Here is a 14,958-nt window from a genome sequence, read left to right on the forward strand (position 1 = left end):
CCTTTGTACTGCCCCTGTTGTTGAGCCCGCTGCTGGCCGCGGGTCTGGGGCTGCTGAGTTACCGCGTGTTGCGTTTGCGCTCCGCAACAACGGACTGCGCCTGCGTTGTGCCCAACGGGCCTGCGGTGGCGGCATCCGGCGTCGCGCTGCCGAGCGTGGCCGTGCCCCGGTTGGTGCTGGCCGCAGCGGCGGACTGCGAACGGCAGGACGCGCGAAGCATCCGCGTGTCGATTCCACGCCTGCTGGACCGTCTGCATATTTTTTCCGCCAGCCTGATCTGTTTTGCGCGCGCTGTGAACGACACACCCAAGCTGGCGGCCTTGCTGGTAGCCGCCCACATGATCAACGCGCAGACCTCGCTCGCCATGATCGCGGTGGCGATGGCGCTGGGTGGCCTGCTGCTGTCACGGCGCGTCGCTGAAACCATGAGCCGGCGCGTGACTCGCATGGACCCCACGCAAGGCCTGTCCGCCAACCTCATCACCGCCACGCTGGTGCTGGGCGCCAGCCAGTTCGGCCTGCCGGTCTCTACCACCCATGTGTCGGTGGGTGCGATTGCCGGCGTGGGCACCGGTGCCAACACCCTAGATGTGCGGGCCTTGCGCACCATACTGCTGTCTTGGGTCGCGACCCTGCCGATTGCGGCAGGTCTGGCCTGGCTGGTGTACCGGCTACTTTGAGACCCAGCCGGAAAGGACAGCCAGGGCTGGCGCCTCACACCAGCGCGATCAAGTCCGTCACACCGATGTCCACACCCGCCTGCATCAGCAGCGTTGTGACCTGGCCCCGGTGGTGCGTCTGATGGTTGAAAAAATGCGTCATGGCCTGCCAGGCGGGATGGGCGCGTTGCACGCCTTTGGTATTGGTGTAGCGCAGGGTGCTGGTCAGAAAGTCCGGCGCCATCCCGGCCAGCCACTGCTCAATCACCTCGTCGAGCGCGTCGCGCGTCTGCCGCAGATCAAGCCAGTCCGGGTGCAAGTCGCTGCTGTAGTCCGAACCTTCGGGCAAGGCCAGCAACGCGGGCGATAGCGCGGCAAATACCGTCTGCTGACTGGCAAAACGATGCAGCCACATTCTGTCGGCCAGCACCAGGTGCGTCAGCGTGTGGTGAATTGAACCAAAAAACGCACCACGTTCCTGCTTGCGCTCCGCATCGCTCAGTGACTCGCTGGCCTGGCACAGGCGCTGGTTCATCCAGCGGTTGTAGCGGGCCAGAAAGCGGTAGTTGTCAATGGATGTGTCGCTCATGCGCCCGATTGTCAGCACTTTCATCAGCAGTTGCAACGCCCGGCACCAGACCCTTGAACAAGGGATCGAGTCGTGCGATCTCTTGCGCGGCAACCTTCTGGCCCAGGTCTTGCGCCAGATACTGAAAGATATCGGCGCGTAGCAGCCACAGTTCAACCGCCGAGGCCGCCAGCTCAATCCGCACCGCAGCCCGGAGGCGATGGCGCTCGGTGCACGGGCCCATGGCAAGTGTCATGGCAGCGCGAATCGCCCTTAGGTCAGGCTCGGTGACTGGCGTCGTGCTGGCAGGCGCCAGGTCTGTCACAGCGGCGCCTGCGGTTCCAAACCAGCGCTGCATCAATGAGCTTCTATGCATGGCCATGCACTCTGCAGGTTACCAGTCCAGGCCACACCATAGCCACCGCCACCGGGCGTGTGGATCTCAAACACATCGCCTGGCTGCATCTCCGCCCGGTCAATATGCCCGCAGGGCCACCAAGAGCCCGGCCTGGCATGGGCTGGAGGCCGGTGGGCAGCAACGCGCCCAATGATTCGTCCCAGACTGATGTGTGCGACTTGTTCATATTGGAACTCCAAGTAATTGACAAAAGCCGTCTTCATTCCAAGGACGGTACCTGACCGCTAGCACGCTACGAACCACTGCGTACGACTGAAAGCCACTCAGTGCGGGCACATAAACGCATAGACCTATACCAAGACTCTGCCGAATAGGTCCCGTTTTTGGAAGCGTACTTTTCTGCCTAACAACCACCCGATCATGCAAAAGCAATCTGTCAAACGGCTGTCGTTTGCCTGCAATTTTTTATGGCTGAAGCATCGAAAAAAGTGATGCTTAAGTGAAACCTTCGGTCCAGGCAAGGGCGCAGCATGAGCGGCGGCGAGATCGAAAGCACCAGCTTGGCGAACTGGCGCGAACTCTTGGCCCGAGCGGCGCAAACTCTTGGCGGTGGCCAGTCCCACGATGCCGACCCCTATGAGACACACATGCATAAAAGTCTCTCAGCCAATAAATGGGAGTGACTCTACGCAAAGGCGCACCGTCTGAACAATGCCAGATTGACCCGCAGCCATAACCTGAATGCATGCCTTGTGCCGAATGGCACTTACTCAAGCCTCAGTTTTTAGAACACACTTTTCTGCGCCTGGGCGCCGGCCAACATCTTCCTGGCTCGAAAGACGTTGACGGCGGCGGCACTTCTGTGAGGGTGCAAGGTGGGCAAACATCGTCAGGAGACCCACCGGAGTGGCCAATTCAGACTGCGATGGACGGAGCCAAAACCGGTAATGGTCAATGCAGGTGTCGCTCATGCGCCCGATTGTCAGCACTTTCAGGAGCATGTCCAACGCCCGGCACCAGACCCTTGAACAACGGAGTAAATCTTGTGATCTCTTGCGCAGCCATCTGCTGGCCTAGGTCCTGCGCCAGATACTGAAAGATATCGGCGCGCAGCAGCCACAGTTCAAGCGCCGAGGCCGCCAGCTCAATCCGGACCGCAGCCCGGAGGCGATGGCGCTCGGTGCACGGGCCCATGGCAAGTGTCATGGCAGCGCGAATCGCCCTTAGGTCTGACTCGGTGAATATCGTCGCGCAGGCGGGCGCCGGGTGTGCCACAGAACCACCCGCGGTTCGAAACCAGCGCTGAATCCATGAGCTTCTTTCCATGGCTGTGCGCCCTGCTGATTACCCGCTCACGCCACGCCAAATCCACCGCCGCCCGGCGTGTGGATTTCAAATACATCGCCCGGCTGCATCTCGGCCTGCCCGATGTGGTCCAAGGCTTCAATACGGCCATCACCGCGTACCACCACGTTGCGCCCCACCTGCCCCGGCTGACCACCGGCCATGCCAAACGCGCCGTGTATGCGGCCGTTCGACAAAATGCTTGCGGTCATGGTCTCTAAAAAACGCACACGCCGCACACCGCCATTGCCTCCCGTCCACTTGCCGAGGCCGCCCGAGCCCTGGCGAATTTCATAACTCTCCAGCCGAACCGGAAAGCGGAACTCCAGCACTTCAGGGTCGGTCAGGCGTGAGTTGGTCATGTGGGTCTGCACAACCGATGTGCCGTCAAAGCCCGACACCACCTTGCCCGACGCATCCATCACCCCGCCCGCACCGGAGCCGCCTGAAATGGTTTCGTAATACTGATGGCTGGCATTGCCAAAGGTGAAGTTGTTCATGGTGCACTGGCTGGCCGCCATGACACCGAGCGCGCCAAACAGTGCATTGGTGATGCAGGTTGAAGTCTCCACATTGCCTGCCACCACCGAGGCGGGCGGATTCGGGTTCAGCATCGAGCCGGGCGGGATGATGACCTTCAGCGGCTTGAGACAACCCGCATTGAGCGGAATGTCGTCGTCCACCAGCGTGCGGAAGACATACAACACCGCCGCCATACACACAGCCGTTGGCGCGTTGAAGTTGTTGGTCTGCTGGGGGGAAGTGCCAGTGAAGTCGATCTCGGCACTGCGGTTCTTCGTATCCACCCGAATCGCCACGCTGATCTGCGCGCCGTTGTCCAGCGGCAAAGTGAACTGCCCGTCTTTCAGGCGGGTGATGACCCGGCGCACCGACTCTTCGGCGTTGTCCTGCACGTGGTTCATGTAGGCCAGCACGGTGGGCAAGCTGAACTGCTCGACCATTTTGCGTAGCTCTTGCACGCCTTTTTCATTGGCGGCGATTTGCGCTTTCAGGTCGGCCATGTTTTGCTGAGGGTTGCGCGAAGGGTATTCACCACTCTTGAGCAGCGTGACCATTTCAGCCTCCCGCAAAACGCCGCGCTCGACCAGCAACACGTTGTTGATCTGCACGCCCTCTTCTTCAATACGCGTCGAAAACGGTGGCATCGAACCCGGTGTGGTACCGCCCACATCGGCATGGTGACCGCGCGAGCCAACGTAAAAAGTTGGGGTCTCGGCAGCGCCCAGGTACACCGGTGTGATCACCGTGATGTCGGGCAAATGGGTACCGCCGTGATACGGATCGTTCAACGCATAGACGTCGCCGGGCTGCATCTTGCCGGTGTTTTCACGAATCACCGTCTTGATGCTTTCGCCCATGGAGCCCAGGTGCACCGGCATGTGCGGTGCATTGGCAATCAGGTTGCCGGCGGTGTCAAACAGCGCGCAGCTAAAGTCCAGCCGCTCCTTGATGTTGACCGAGTAAGCCGTGTTCTGCAGCTGCAGACCCATCTGCTCGGCAATGTTCATGAACAGGTTGTTAAACACTTCCAGCAACACCGGATCGACTGTGGTGCCGGCAGCGAACTTGATGGCACGTTCTGCCCGGCGGTCCAGCACCAGGTGGTCCAGCGCGGTCAGCGCGGCCTCCCAGCCGGGCTCGACCACGGTGGTGGCGTTCTTCTCGGCAATGATGGCCGGGCCGCTGATGATGTCGCCGGGCTGCAGGTCTTCACGCACCACCAGCGCAGCATCGTGCCACTGGCCGCCCGAATACATGCGGACGGTTTCGCGGCGCGGTACCTCGCGCGGCTCGTGCGTCGCGTGGCGCGGTTCGGCCGGCGCATCGCCCGCCACCACCGCTTCGACCGAGACAGCCTCGACCACCAGTCCCTTGCCCTGCATCAGGAAGGAAAAGCGCTGGCGGTAGGCGGCTTCAAAACCCGCTTCAATTTTGGCCAGGCTGCCAAACGGCACGATCAGCGCCGCGTCGCTGCCTTCGTAACGCACATGCACGCGGCGGTGCATGGTGATGGCGCCCTGGCTGACCTGCTGGCGCTGCAGTTCGGCCTCGGCCGCGTCGGCCAGGCCATCGAGCTTGCCGGCGATCTCGGGCAGGGCCGTTTCCGACAGCTTGAGTTCAACCGCCTGCTCGCGGATCACGTTCTGGTCGGCCAGGCCCATGCCGTAAGCCGACAGCACCCCTGCCAGCGGGTGCACAAACACCTTGGTCATGCCCAGCGCATCAGCCACCAGGCAGGCGTGCTGACCGCCGGCCCCGCCAAAACACTGCAGGGTGTAACGCGTCACGTCGTAACCGCGTGCCACCGATATCTTCTTGATGGCATTGGCCATCTGCTGCACGGCGATGTTGATGAAACCTTCGGCCACCACTTCGGCGCTGCGCCCGGTCTCGCCGGCCAGTTCGTTGAACTTCTGCTGCACCACCTCGTAACTCAGCCCCTCGTCGGCTTTGGGGCCGAAGACCCTGGGAAAATAGCGCGGCTGCACCTTGCCGACCATCACGTTGGCATCGGTCACTGCCAGCGGGCCGCCGCGGCGGTAGCTGGCCGGGCCGGGGTTGGCGCCGGCGCTTTGCGGGCCGACGCGAAATCGCTCGCCGTCAAACTTGAGCAGCGAGCCGCCACCGGCCGCCACCGTGTGAATGCTCATCATGGGCGCACGCATGCGCACGCCGGCCACCTGCGTCTCGAACTCGCGCTCGAATTCGCCAGCGTAATGCGACACATCGGTGGAAGTGCCTCCCATGTCAAAACCAATCACTTTGTCAATGCCGGCAATCGCGGCCGTGCGCGCCATGCCCACAATGCCGCCAGCCGGGCCACTCAGGATGGCGTCCTTGCCCTGAAACACATGGGCGTCGGTCAGGCCACCCGAAGACTGCATGAAAAACAGCTTCACGCCCGGCATCTCGCCGGCCACCTGCTCGACATAACGGCGCAGAATGGGCGACAGGTAGGCGTCGACCACGGTGGTGTCACCGCGGCTGACGAACTTCATCATCGGGCTGGTTTCATGCGATGTGCTGATCTGTGTGAAGCCGACTTCCTGCGCAATCCGCTTAGCCGCTTTTTCATGGTCGGTGTAGCGGTAGCCGTGCATGAAAACAATGGAAACACTGCGCAGCCCTTGCTGGTACTGCGCGAGTAGCTCCTGTTTTAATAGCGCTTTATTCAGCGCCTGCAGCACCTCACCCTGGGCACCGACGCGTTCCTGCGCTTCCACCACTGCGCTGTACAGCAGTTCGGGCAACACGATGTGGCGGTCAAACAGACGCGGCCGGTTCTGGTAGGCGATGCGCAGCGCATCGCGAAAGCCGCGCGTTGTCACCAGCAGCGTCGGCTCGCCTTTGCGCTCAAGCAGGGCATTGGTGGCCACCGTGGTGCCCATCTTCACGCAGTCCACCAGCTCGGCGCTGACTGACTCGCCGGCCTTCAGACCCAGCAGATGCCGGATGCCCGCGACTGCTGCATCACGGTACTGCTCCGGATTTTCGGACAGCAGCTTGTGCGTGACGAGCGAACCGTCTGGCCTTTTGGCCACGATGTCGGTGAAGGTGCCGCCACGGTCTATCCAGAATTGCCACTTGTCCTGGGTTTTGCCTTGTGTGGCCTGGTCGTTATTGAGCATGATTCAAATATTTCGTGTTAAACATGTACGGGGACAGCAAGGCTTCCCCGGCTGTTCGACTGGTGAGTGTCGGTTGTCTGCCTGAAGCCGGGTCAATGGGGCAATGGTAGCGGTTCTCACTCTGCGCAAGAGACTCGCACCACCTTTGGTGCGAACGCTCTCGCGCCAAGCCGTTCTCGTCTTGCGTTCTTACTTCTTGCCGTAAGCGTAGGTGTAGTAAGGAATGAAGATGCTGTTGGCGTCGGGACCGACAGACCGTATCCATTCCTTGGAGAACTTCTCGCCTAAGCGCTTGATATCGGCGTTCAGTTCGCTGGATGCGCGCTCCACTTTGATACCCTGCACGCGCAGTTCGTTGGTCGAGTCAAGCATCACAGCCTGGCTCTTGGCCCACCCTCGCGTCTCTGCCGAGGACGCTGCTTGCATGACGGCCTTTTGCTGGTCCGGCGTGAGGGTGGTGAACGACTTGCTGCTGACGAACACCACGTTCTTTGGAAACCAGGCATTGATTTCGTAGTAATGCTTGATCGGACCCCAGACCTTGTTTTCCACACCGGTGACGGCCGAGGTGATCATGTTGTCCATGCGGCCTTCGGACAGCGCCTTGTTCACGTCCACCATGGCCACATCCACCGGCACCGCTTCCATCAGCTCGGCAATGCGCTGGGTGGTGGGGTTGTAGGTACGCATCTTGGTGCCTTTGAAGTCCGCAGCATTGCGGATCGGCTTGTTGGAAAAAAGCCCTTGCGGTGGCCACGGCACCGAGTACAGCAGCTTCAGCCCGCGCTGGGTAAAGTGCTTCTCGATGAGTGGCCGCTGCAGCTCCCACAGGCGCTGGGCGTCCGCATAACTGGTCGCCACAAACGGAACCGAATCTGCACCTGCAATCGGGATGTCCTTGGCGAGGCTGGACATGATGGTCTCGCCGGCCTCCGCCTTGCCGTCCTGCACGGCCTGACGGATGTCGTTGAGCTTCACCAACGTGCCCCCCGGGTGCACTTCGATGCGCAGCTGCCCAGCCGTTGCCTTTTCGACATCCTGCGCAAAGCGCACGATGTTCTCGGTATGGAAGGACTCCGCGCGATACCCGGTGGCGAGTTTCCAGTTGGTCTGAGCCATCACGGAGGAGGCGTGACCCAGCGCAACTGCGCACAAGGCGGAGATCAAAAGCTTTTTCATGGGAACTCCTGAAAAGAAGTGGCTACTTGCAGTTGAACTACATATTGCGTGGCAGCCACAGCACCACGTCGGGGAAAAAGTAGGTGATCAGCACCGCAACAAACATCAGGAAAAACAGCGGCAGTGCGGTGCGCGCGATCCAGGTCACCTCGCGCTTTGTCAGGCCCTGAATGACGAAGAGATTGAAGCCGACGGGTGGCGTGATCTGTGCCATCTCGACCACCAGCACGATGAAAATGCCGAACCAGATCAGATCGAAGCCAGCAGCCTCCACGGTGGGCAACAGCACCGCGATGGTCAGTACAACCACCGAGATACCGTCGAGAAAGCAGCCCAGAATAATGAAGAAGCCAATCAGCCCCAGCATCAGCATGAAAGGCGACAACTGCAGCGCGCCTATGGCTTCGGCCAGGTGACGTGGCAGGCCGATGAAACCCATGGACAGGGTCAGGAAAGCCGCACCGGCCAATATCAGACCTATCATGCAATAGATACGGCAGGCGGAGACCAGCCCTTCCTTGAACTTGTTCCAGTTCAGCGAGCCTTCAATGGCAGCCAGCACGAGTGAGCCAGCCACACCCACTGCTGCGGCCTCTGTCGCGGTGGCTATACCGCTGTAAATGCCGCCCAGTACCACCACAATCAACGACACCACCGGAATCAGGTGCCGCGACGCGTAAATCTTTTGACCGAAACTCATGGCCACGTCAGCCGCCGGCACCTTGTCCTTGTTGAACAAGGCCCACACCATGATGTAGCCCATGAAAAGCACCGCCAGCATCAGGCCGGGAATCACGCCGGCCAGAAAGAGTTTGGCAATCGACACATTGGCCGCCACGCCGTACACGATCATGATGATGGACGGCGGGATCAAGAGGCCGAGCGTGCCAGCGCCCGCCAGGGTGCCGACGGAAATGTCATCGGGGTAGCCGCGTTTTTTCAGCTCGGGCAGCGTCATCTTGCCAATGGTGGCGCAGGTGGCGGCGGACGAGCCCGAGATCGCGGCAAAAATGGTGCAGCCGACTACGTTGACGTGCAGCAGCCGCCCGGGCAGGCGGTCGAGCCAGGGCGCCAGCCCCTTGAACATGCTGTCGGAGAGTTTGCTGCGAAAGAGGATTTCGCCCATCCAGAGAAAGAGCGGCAAGGCCGTTAGCGTCCAGCTCGATGTCGAGCCCCAGATGGTCAGGGCCATGCTGTCGCCCGCAGGCCGGGCCGTCAGCAACTCCATGCCCAGCAACGCCACAGCAAGCAGCGACAGCCCTATCCACAAACCCGACCCCAGCGCTGCAAACAGCAGCACGATCAGACCGACGGCAATGACGATGTCCATTTTTTGTTCCTGGTTTTATTCAATGTGGGCGGCGTCACTGGAGACAGCAATGAAGCTGTCACCACGCCAGCGCAGGGCAAGGGCGTGGGCAAAAGACAACGCAAACCCAATACAGCCCAGCGCCATCGCCAACTGCGGAATCCACAAGGGTGACGCGTCTGCAGCGGGCGAGATGTCGTGCGTGCTGTGCGACACCCAGACCAGCCGGACGGCGTACCAGGCGACATAAGACGTCAAGACCAGACCCGCGCCCAGCGACCACCATTCAAGAATGCCCCGCACCTTGGGGGAGGCGCGGTTCAGCAGCAGAGTCACACGGATGTGGTCGCCATGTTGAAGCGTCCCGGGAAGCGCGAGGAACAGGGCCGCAGCAATCGCATACCCGGCGTAGGCGTCGAGACCGGGAATGTCCCAGCTCGCCTCGCGGGCCAGCACCCCCAACATGACGGTTCCAAAGGCCGCCAGCATGGCCAGGCAGGACAGCGCCATCAGAAGTTTGTAGAAATTACGAACCAGTTTGTCCATGGCAGGCTCCAGCACGAATAAAAAGGGAGGAAAAAAACAGGGTGGCGGGCCGCCTGCAGGCGACGAACCCGCCAGCCGCACCAGGCGGCTGCGGCGACTGCCGCCTTACTTCTTGCGGTAAGCGTCGATCACGGCCTGCCCATCGGCGCCAGCGGTCTTGAGCCACTCAGCCGTCATGGTCTCGCCAATGGCGGTCAGCTCCTTCTTGATGCTGTCCGACGGCGCGCTGATGGTCATGCCCTTGGCTGCCAGCTCTTTCTGGTATTCACCGTCGAGCTTCTCGCTGGTTGCCCAGCCGCGTTCTTCCGCCGCGGCTGCAGCTTTCAGCACCGCGGCCTGCGTGGGTTTGTCCAACGCGTCAAAGGCTTTCTGGCTCACCACGGTGGCATTGCGCGGCAGCCAGGCACTGACGGGGTAGAAGTACTTGACCTGCTCATGCAACTTACTCTCCACACCGCTGGCGCTGGAGGTCAGAAAATTCTGCACGCCGCCGGTTGCCAGCGCCTGGCCCAGTTCAGCCAGCTGGATGGTCACGGGCTGCGCCTTGAGTAGCTGGGCAATGCGCGTGGTTGCCGGGTTGTAGGCACGCATTTTGGTTCCGGCAAAGTCGGCTGGCGTGGTGATGGGTTTGAGCGAATAAAGCGACTGGCCGGGCCATGGCACAGTGAAAAGAACCTTGATGCCCTGAGAAGCTAGCAGTTTGTCCTGAGCCGGTTTGGCCGCCACATACAGGTGCTTGGCATCATGGTAGCTGGTCGCCAGGAAAGGAATCGAGTCCACGCCAAACAGCGGGTTCTCGTTGGCCGCACCGGAGAGGATAAATTCGGCCGCCTGAACCTGGCCGGTCTGCACCGCGCGCTTGATCTCGTTGGCCTTGTACAGCGAGCCACCGGGATGCAGCGTGATCTTGAGTTTGCCGCCGGTGAGTTGGTCCACCTCGTTGGCGAACTGTTGCACGTTCTGGGTCTGGAAGCTGTTGGCAGCATAGCCAGTAGGCAAATCCCATTTGGTCTGAGCAAAAGCCCCGCCCATGCAGGACACAGCAGCCAGTGAAACAAGAAGCTTTTTCATCATGATCTCCAGTTAAAAAAAGGTGGCTCTATGAGGTAGCCAGTTGGTGGTTGAGTAAATCGGTGATCAACATGGCGCCCGGTGCATGCGTGATGCAAAACGCGGGACGGGCCTGGGTGATGGCGGCCTGTGGCGTAACGCCGCAGGCCCAGAACACGGGAATCTCGCCGGGCTGCAGATCCACGGCATCGCCATAGTCGGGCTTGGTCAGATCGGCAATGCCGATTTCGGCCGGGTTGCCCAGGTGCACCGGCGCGCCGTGAACATTGGGAAAACGCGCGGTGATCTCCACCGCCCGCTGGACATCAGCGGCTTTGAAAGGCCGCATCGAGACCACCATCGGACCCTGAAATGGGCCGGCTGCTTCAGTCGCGATGTTGGTGCGGTACATGGGCACGTTTCTGCCCTGGTCAATGTGCCGGATGCGCAGGCCGCCTTGCATCAGCGCTTCCTCAAAGGAGAAAGAGCAGCCGATGACAAAGGTCACCAGGTCCTTGCGCCAGAGGTCGCTGATGTCGGTCGGCTGACTGACCACCTGGCCGTCTTGCCAGACGCGATAACGAGGCACGTCGGTACAAATGTCAATGTCCGCACCCAGGGCGGGCAGCCCGGCCTGGCCCGGTTCGGACACCGCCAACAGCGGGCAGGGTTTGGGATTGCGCTGGCAATACTGCAAAAAATCGCCGGCCTCGGCAGCCGGCAGTATGACCACATTACCTTGCACATAGCCATCGGCCAGGCCGCTGGTGTGCTGGGTCCAGCGGCCCTGACGGATGACACTGCGCACATGCGCTGCGCTTTTGACGCCGTCGGCGCCAAAGACGGCCACCATGTCCGCTGACGCGGCGGCTGTTGTGGCCGATGCTGTGGCTGATGGAGACAATGTGCTCACCGGAAAATCCCTCTGTCGTGTGTCAAAGTGATGACGATGAGCGGATTGTGGGAGGCGCGGCGGTGGACCGCAAATTCAAAATATTTTGCTTACGTCATCGATTTTTTCGATGATAAGGGTTTACCTTTACGGCGTTTTTGAACGCCCTTTTGGTGCATTTTTTCGGCTGCCGGCAAAGGCAACTGCCGACTGCACAACCGTTTCCACCGTCTTCGAACTGGGGTCCGTGCGGTAGCTGGCATGGATTGGCAAAGACTGCAATTTCGCGTCGCAAGTCAATGGTTTCAGGCGTGCAAAGCCGGCCAGGCGCTCAACCGCTGCACGCGGCAACAAGGCCACGCCGAAGCCGCCCTGAACCAGTTGCACCATGGCTGAAATCGACGAAATCGCATGCACTTTTTTGGGTTCCAGGCGGTGCGTTCTGAACAAATCCAGCAACATGACATGCGGTTGCGAGCCTTTTTGAAAGGTCAATAATTCCATGCTGGCCAGTTCGTCGAGCCTGTAATTCTTCTTTTTGTGCAGATCGGGGTGCCCCACAAACACCATTTCCATCGTTGGAAGCACAAGGTTTCGCACGCCTTCGGCTGAGGCGGGCAGCACAGCAAAAACCAGATCGAGCGTACCGCGCTGCATCTGGTCAATCAGGATGGGCGTGGTTTCCACAGTCAATTCCAGCTCCAGGCCGGGGTAGTCAGCGCGCAGTTTTTCCAGCCACGGTATCAGCCAGGAGTGCAGCACCGACTCAATTGCGCCTATCCGCATCGACACCGCCATGGCTTGACCGGAGCCCATTTCAGCCTTGACCTCACGCTGCAGTGCCAGCAGCTTTTCGGCGTAGAGCAAAAAGCGCGTGCCGGCTGCGGTCAGCTTGAACTGCTTGTCGTGGCGGTCCAGCAGCAACACGCCCAACTCGTCTTCCAGCGTGGCGATGCGGCTGGACATGGCGGACTGCGTCAAGTAGAGCTTCTCTGCCGCGCGCGAGATGCTTTTGAGTGTGGCCACCCAGTAAAAGGCTTCTACAAAGCGAAGGTTCATTCAGAGGGGCCGGTAAATGCAATCAGTTTTTGGGGGTATGCCCGGGTCGGCTGGCGCGGGGTTTGCGTCTATCCTATCCATACTTGTTACCCTCAACAATCTAATTGTCCAGGAGCTTCCATGAAATTCAGACTCGCCCTCATAGCAGCCGTTATCGGCCTCGGCACCTCTGCCATGGCCCAGACCAAGTGGGACCTGCCCGCAGCCTACCCCGCCACCAACTTCCACAGCGAAAACCTGGTGCAGTTTGCCAACGACGTGGACAAGGCCAGCGGCGGCAAACTGAAGATTACTGTCCATGCCAATGCATCCCTCTTCAAGGCACCAGAGATCAAGCGTGCAGTGCAGGGCGGGCAGGCCCAGGCCGGTGAAATCCTGCTGGTCAACTTCCAGAACGAAGCCCAGCTGTTTGGCGCCGATGGCCTGCCCTTCCTGGCCGACAGTTATGACTCGGCCATGAAGCTGTATCAGGCGCAAAAACCATTGCTGGAGAAAAAGCTGGGCGAGCAAGGCATGTCGCTGCTGTATGCCGTGGCCTGGCCACCGCAGGGAATTTATGCCAAGAAAAACATCGCGTCGGCTGCTGACCTCAAGGGCGTCAAATGGCGCGCCTACAGCCCAGCTACCGCCCGTATTGCCGAATTGGTGGGCGCGCAACCTGTGACCATCCAGGCTTCCGAGCTGTCCCAGGCTCTGGCAACCGGAGTGGTTGAGTCTTATATGTCTTCCGGCTCCACCGGTGTCGACAGCAAGACTTATGAACACCTGAAATTCTTCTTCGACACCCAGGCCTGGCTGCCCAAAAACGCCGTCGTTGTGAACAAGGCTGCGTTTGAAGCCCTCGACGCAGCCACCAAACAGGCTGTTCTCAAAGCCGCAGCCGATGCCGAAGTACGCGGCTGGGCGGCCTCCAAACGCGTCAACACCGCATCGCTGGACACCCTCAAGGCCAACGGCGTGAGCATCGTCCCCCCCTCCCCCGCGCTGAAGGCCGACATGAAAAAAGTCGGCGACACCATGCTCAAGGAATGGCTGGACAAGGCCGGCCCCGAAGGCCAGGCCATGGTTGACGCCTACCGCAAGTAATAACCAGGCGATGCGCAAGCTGCTTGACGGCATTTACGACAGCGCCGCCGCCCTGGCGGCGCTTTTCATGGTGGGTCTGCTGGTGATGGTGCTGCTGTCCATCGTCAGCCGGCAACTGCACTTTCATGTGCCGGGCACCGACGCCTATGCCGGCTACCTGATGGCGGCCAGTGGTTTTCTGGCGCTGGCCCATACGCTCAAACGCGGGGAACACATCCGGGTGACGCTGCTGATCAACGCGCTGACCGGCCGCTGGAAGAAGGCCATGGAGGTATGGGCGCTGGCGCTGGCCACACTGCTGGCGCTGCTGTTTGCCTTTTACAGCTGCAAGCTGGCCTGGCAGTCCCGCGCCTTCAACGACATTTCCACTGGCAGCGATGCCACACCGCTGTGGATGCCCCAGCTCGCCATGGCTTTCGGCGCGGTGATCCTCGTCATTGCCTTCGTCGATGAGCTGGTGCTGGAGATCAGAGGCCGCCGCGTCAGCGCCACCAGCAGCGAAGCCCTGCGCAACGAATAAGGCCCCCCATGAGCGATCTTGGAATCATGGCACTGCTGGTGCTGTCACTGTTTCTTATTTTGGGCACGGGCGTCTGGATTGGCCTGACGCTGTCGGGCGTGGCCTGGATCGGCATGCAGCTGTTCACTACACGCGTGGCCGGTGACGCCATGGCAGTCACCATCTGGGGCTCGGCCTCCAGCTGGACGCTGACCGCCCTGCCGCTGTTCATCTGGATGGGTGAAATTTTGTTTCGCACCCGGCTGTCGCAAGACATGTTCAAGGGCCTGGCGCCGTGGATGCAAGGCCTGCCGGGCAGGCTGCTGCACACCAATGTGGTGGGCTGCACGATTTTTGCGGCGGTGTCGGGCTCGAGCGCGGCCACCTGCGCCACCATCGGCAAGATGACGCTGCCCGAGCTGAAACGGCGCGGCTACCCGGAGCACATGATTGTCGGCACCCTGGCCGGTGCCAGCACCCTGGGGCTGCTGATTCCACCGTCCATCATCATGATTGTGTATGGCGTGGCGGCAGAAGTGTCGATTGCCAAACTGTTCATTGCGGGCGTGTTTCCCGGCCTGTTGCTGGCGTTGCTGTTTTCGGGTTACATCATTGTCTGGGCCTTGCGCAACCCTGGCCAGATTCCGCCCCGGGACGAGAAGTCCACCCTGCTGCAAAAGCTCTCCGCTTCGCGCGCGCTGATACCTGTGGTGCTGCTGATCCTGTCCGTCCTGGGCTCGATCTACACCGGCATTGCCA

14 protein-coding genes are annotated in these 14,958 nt (G+C 60.8%); 4 read left to right on the forward strand and 10 right to left on the reverse strand.

Translation table 11 applies throughout. The features are described 5' to 3' along the window. Window positions 1-680, forward strand: a 680-nt coding sequence (locus H0W47_RS16015) for an inorganic phosphate transporter (RefSeq protein ID WP_296926188.1), incomplete at its 5' end; no start/stop codon positions are given. Window positions 681-714: 34 nt separating this feature from the next. Here the strand turns inward: H0W47_RS16015 and H0W47_RS16020 are convergent. The 10 genes from H0W47_RS16020 to H0W47_RS16065 all read right to left on the reverse strand — a co-directional run bounded on the left by H0W47_RS16020 (window position 715) and on the right by H0W47_RS16065 (window position 12,614). Beyond that, window positions 715-1,248 carry a DinB family protein gene (locus tag H0W47_RS16020; protein ID WP_296926189.1) on the reverse strand — a complete coding sequence of 178 codons (534 nt, stop codon included), beginning with the start codon at window positions 1,246-1,248 and terminating at the stop codon, window positions 715-717. After that, window positions 1,229-1,603 carry a hypothetical protein gene (locus H0W47_RS16025; protein ID WP_296926190.1) on the reverse strand — a complete coding sequence of 125 codons (375 nt, stop codon included), beginning with the start codon at window positions 1,601-1,603 and terminating at the stop codon, window positions 1,229-1,231. The genes H0W47_RS16020 and H0W47_RS16025 overlap by 20 nt, the downstream gene beginning before the upstream one ends. A gap of 933 nt (window positions 1,604-2,536) precedes the next feature. Continuing rightward, window positions 2,537-2,791 (reverse strand): hypothetical protein, encoded by a 255-nt coding sequence (locus H0W47_RS16030; protein ID WP_296926191.1) that lies wholly within the window; start codon window positions 2,789-2,791, stop codon window positions 2,537-2,539. 146 nt (window positions 2,792-2,937) lie between these two features. After that, window positions 2,938-6,579: a hydantoinase B/oxoprolinase family protein gene (locus H0W47_RS16035; RefSeq protein ID WP_296926192.1), complete on the reverse strand. Its 3,642-nt coding sequence runs from the start codon at window positions 6,577-6,579 to the stop codon at window positions 2,938-2,940. 189 nt (window positions 6,580-6,768) lie between these two features. Next, complete coding sequence (locus H0W47_RS16040) at window positions 6,769-7,758, reverse strand: TRAP transporter substrate-binding protein (protein ID WP_296926193.1); 990 nt, start codon at window positions 7,756-7,758, stop codon at window positions 6,769-6,771. Between the two features lie 37 nt (window positions 7,759-7,795). Next, window positions 7,796-9,088 carry a TRAP transporter large permease gene (locus tag H0W47_RS16045; RefSeq protein WP_296926194.1) on the reverse strand — a complete coding sequence of 431 codons (1,293 nt, stop codon included), beginning with the start codon at window positions 9,086-9,088 and terminating at the stop codon, window positions 7,796-7,798. 15 nt (window positions 9,089-9,103) lie between these two features. Next, entirely contained in the window at window positions 9,104-9,613 is a 510-nt protein-coding gene (locus H0W47_RS16050; RefSeq protein WP_296926195.1) for a TRAP transporter small permease, read from the reverse strand. Between the two features lie 105 nt (window positions 9,614-9,718). Next, on the reverse strand, window positions 9,719-10,684 hold the full coding sequence (locus H0W47_RS16055) for a TRAP transporter substrate-binding protein (RefSeq protein WP_296926196.1): 966 nt from the start codon (window positions 10,682-10,684) through the stop codon (window positions 9,719-9,721). Between the two features lie 28 nt (window positions 10,685-10,712). Further along, complete coding sequence (locus tag H0W47_RS16060) at window positions 10,713-11,516, reverse strand: putative hydro-lyase (RefSeq protein ID WP_296926201.1); 804 nt, start codon at window positions 11,514-11,516, stop codon at window positions 10,713-10,715. 186 nt (window positions 11,517-11,702) lie between these two features. Then, window positions 11,703-12,614 (reverse strand): LysR family transcriptional regulator, encoded by a 912-nt coding sequence (locus H0W47_RS16065; protein WP_296926197.1) that lies wholly within the window; start codon window positions 12,612-12,614, stop codon window positions 11,703-11,705. Between the two features lie 120 nt (window positions 12,615-12,734). Here H0W47_RS16065 and H0W47_RS16070 point away from each other — a divergent pair, with 120 nt between their 5' ends. The 3 genes from H0W47_RS16070 to H0W47_RS16080 form a co-directional block, all read left to right on the forward strand. Further along, window positions 12,735-13,700, forward strand: a complete 966-nt coding sequence (locus tag H0W47_RS16070; protein WP_296926198.1) for a TRAP transporter substrate-binding protein — start codon at window positions 12,735-12,737, stop codon at window positions 13,698-13,700. Between the two features lie 10 nt (window positions 13,701-13,710). Beyond that, on the forward strand, window positions 13,711-14,220 hold the full coding sequence (locus H0W47_RS16075) for a TRAP transporter small permease (protein ID WP_296926199.1): 510 nt from the start codon (window positions 13,711-13,713) through the stop codon (window positions 14,218-14,220). An 8-nt stretch (window positions 14,221-14,228) separates the two neighbouring features. Further along, window positions 14,229-14,958: TRAP transporter large permease (locus H0W47_RS16080; protein ID WP_296926200.1), on the forward strand; the 730-nt coding region annotated here is incomplete at its 3' end.

Origin of the sequence: Polaromonas sp., assembly GCF_013817205.1 — a bacterium.
GTDB lineage: Bacteria > Pseudomonadota > Gammaproteobacteria > Burkholderiales > Burkholderiaceae_C > Polaromonas.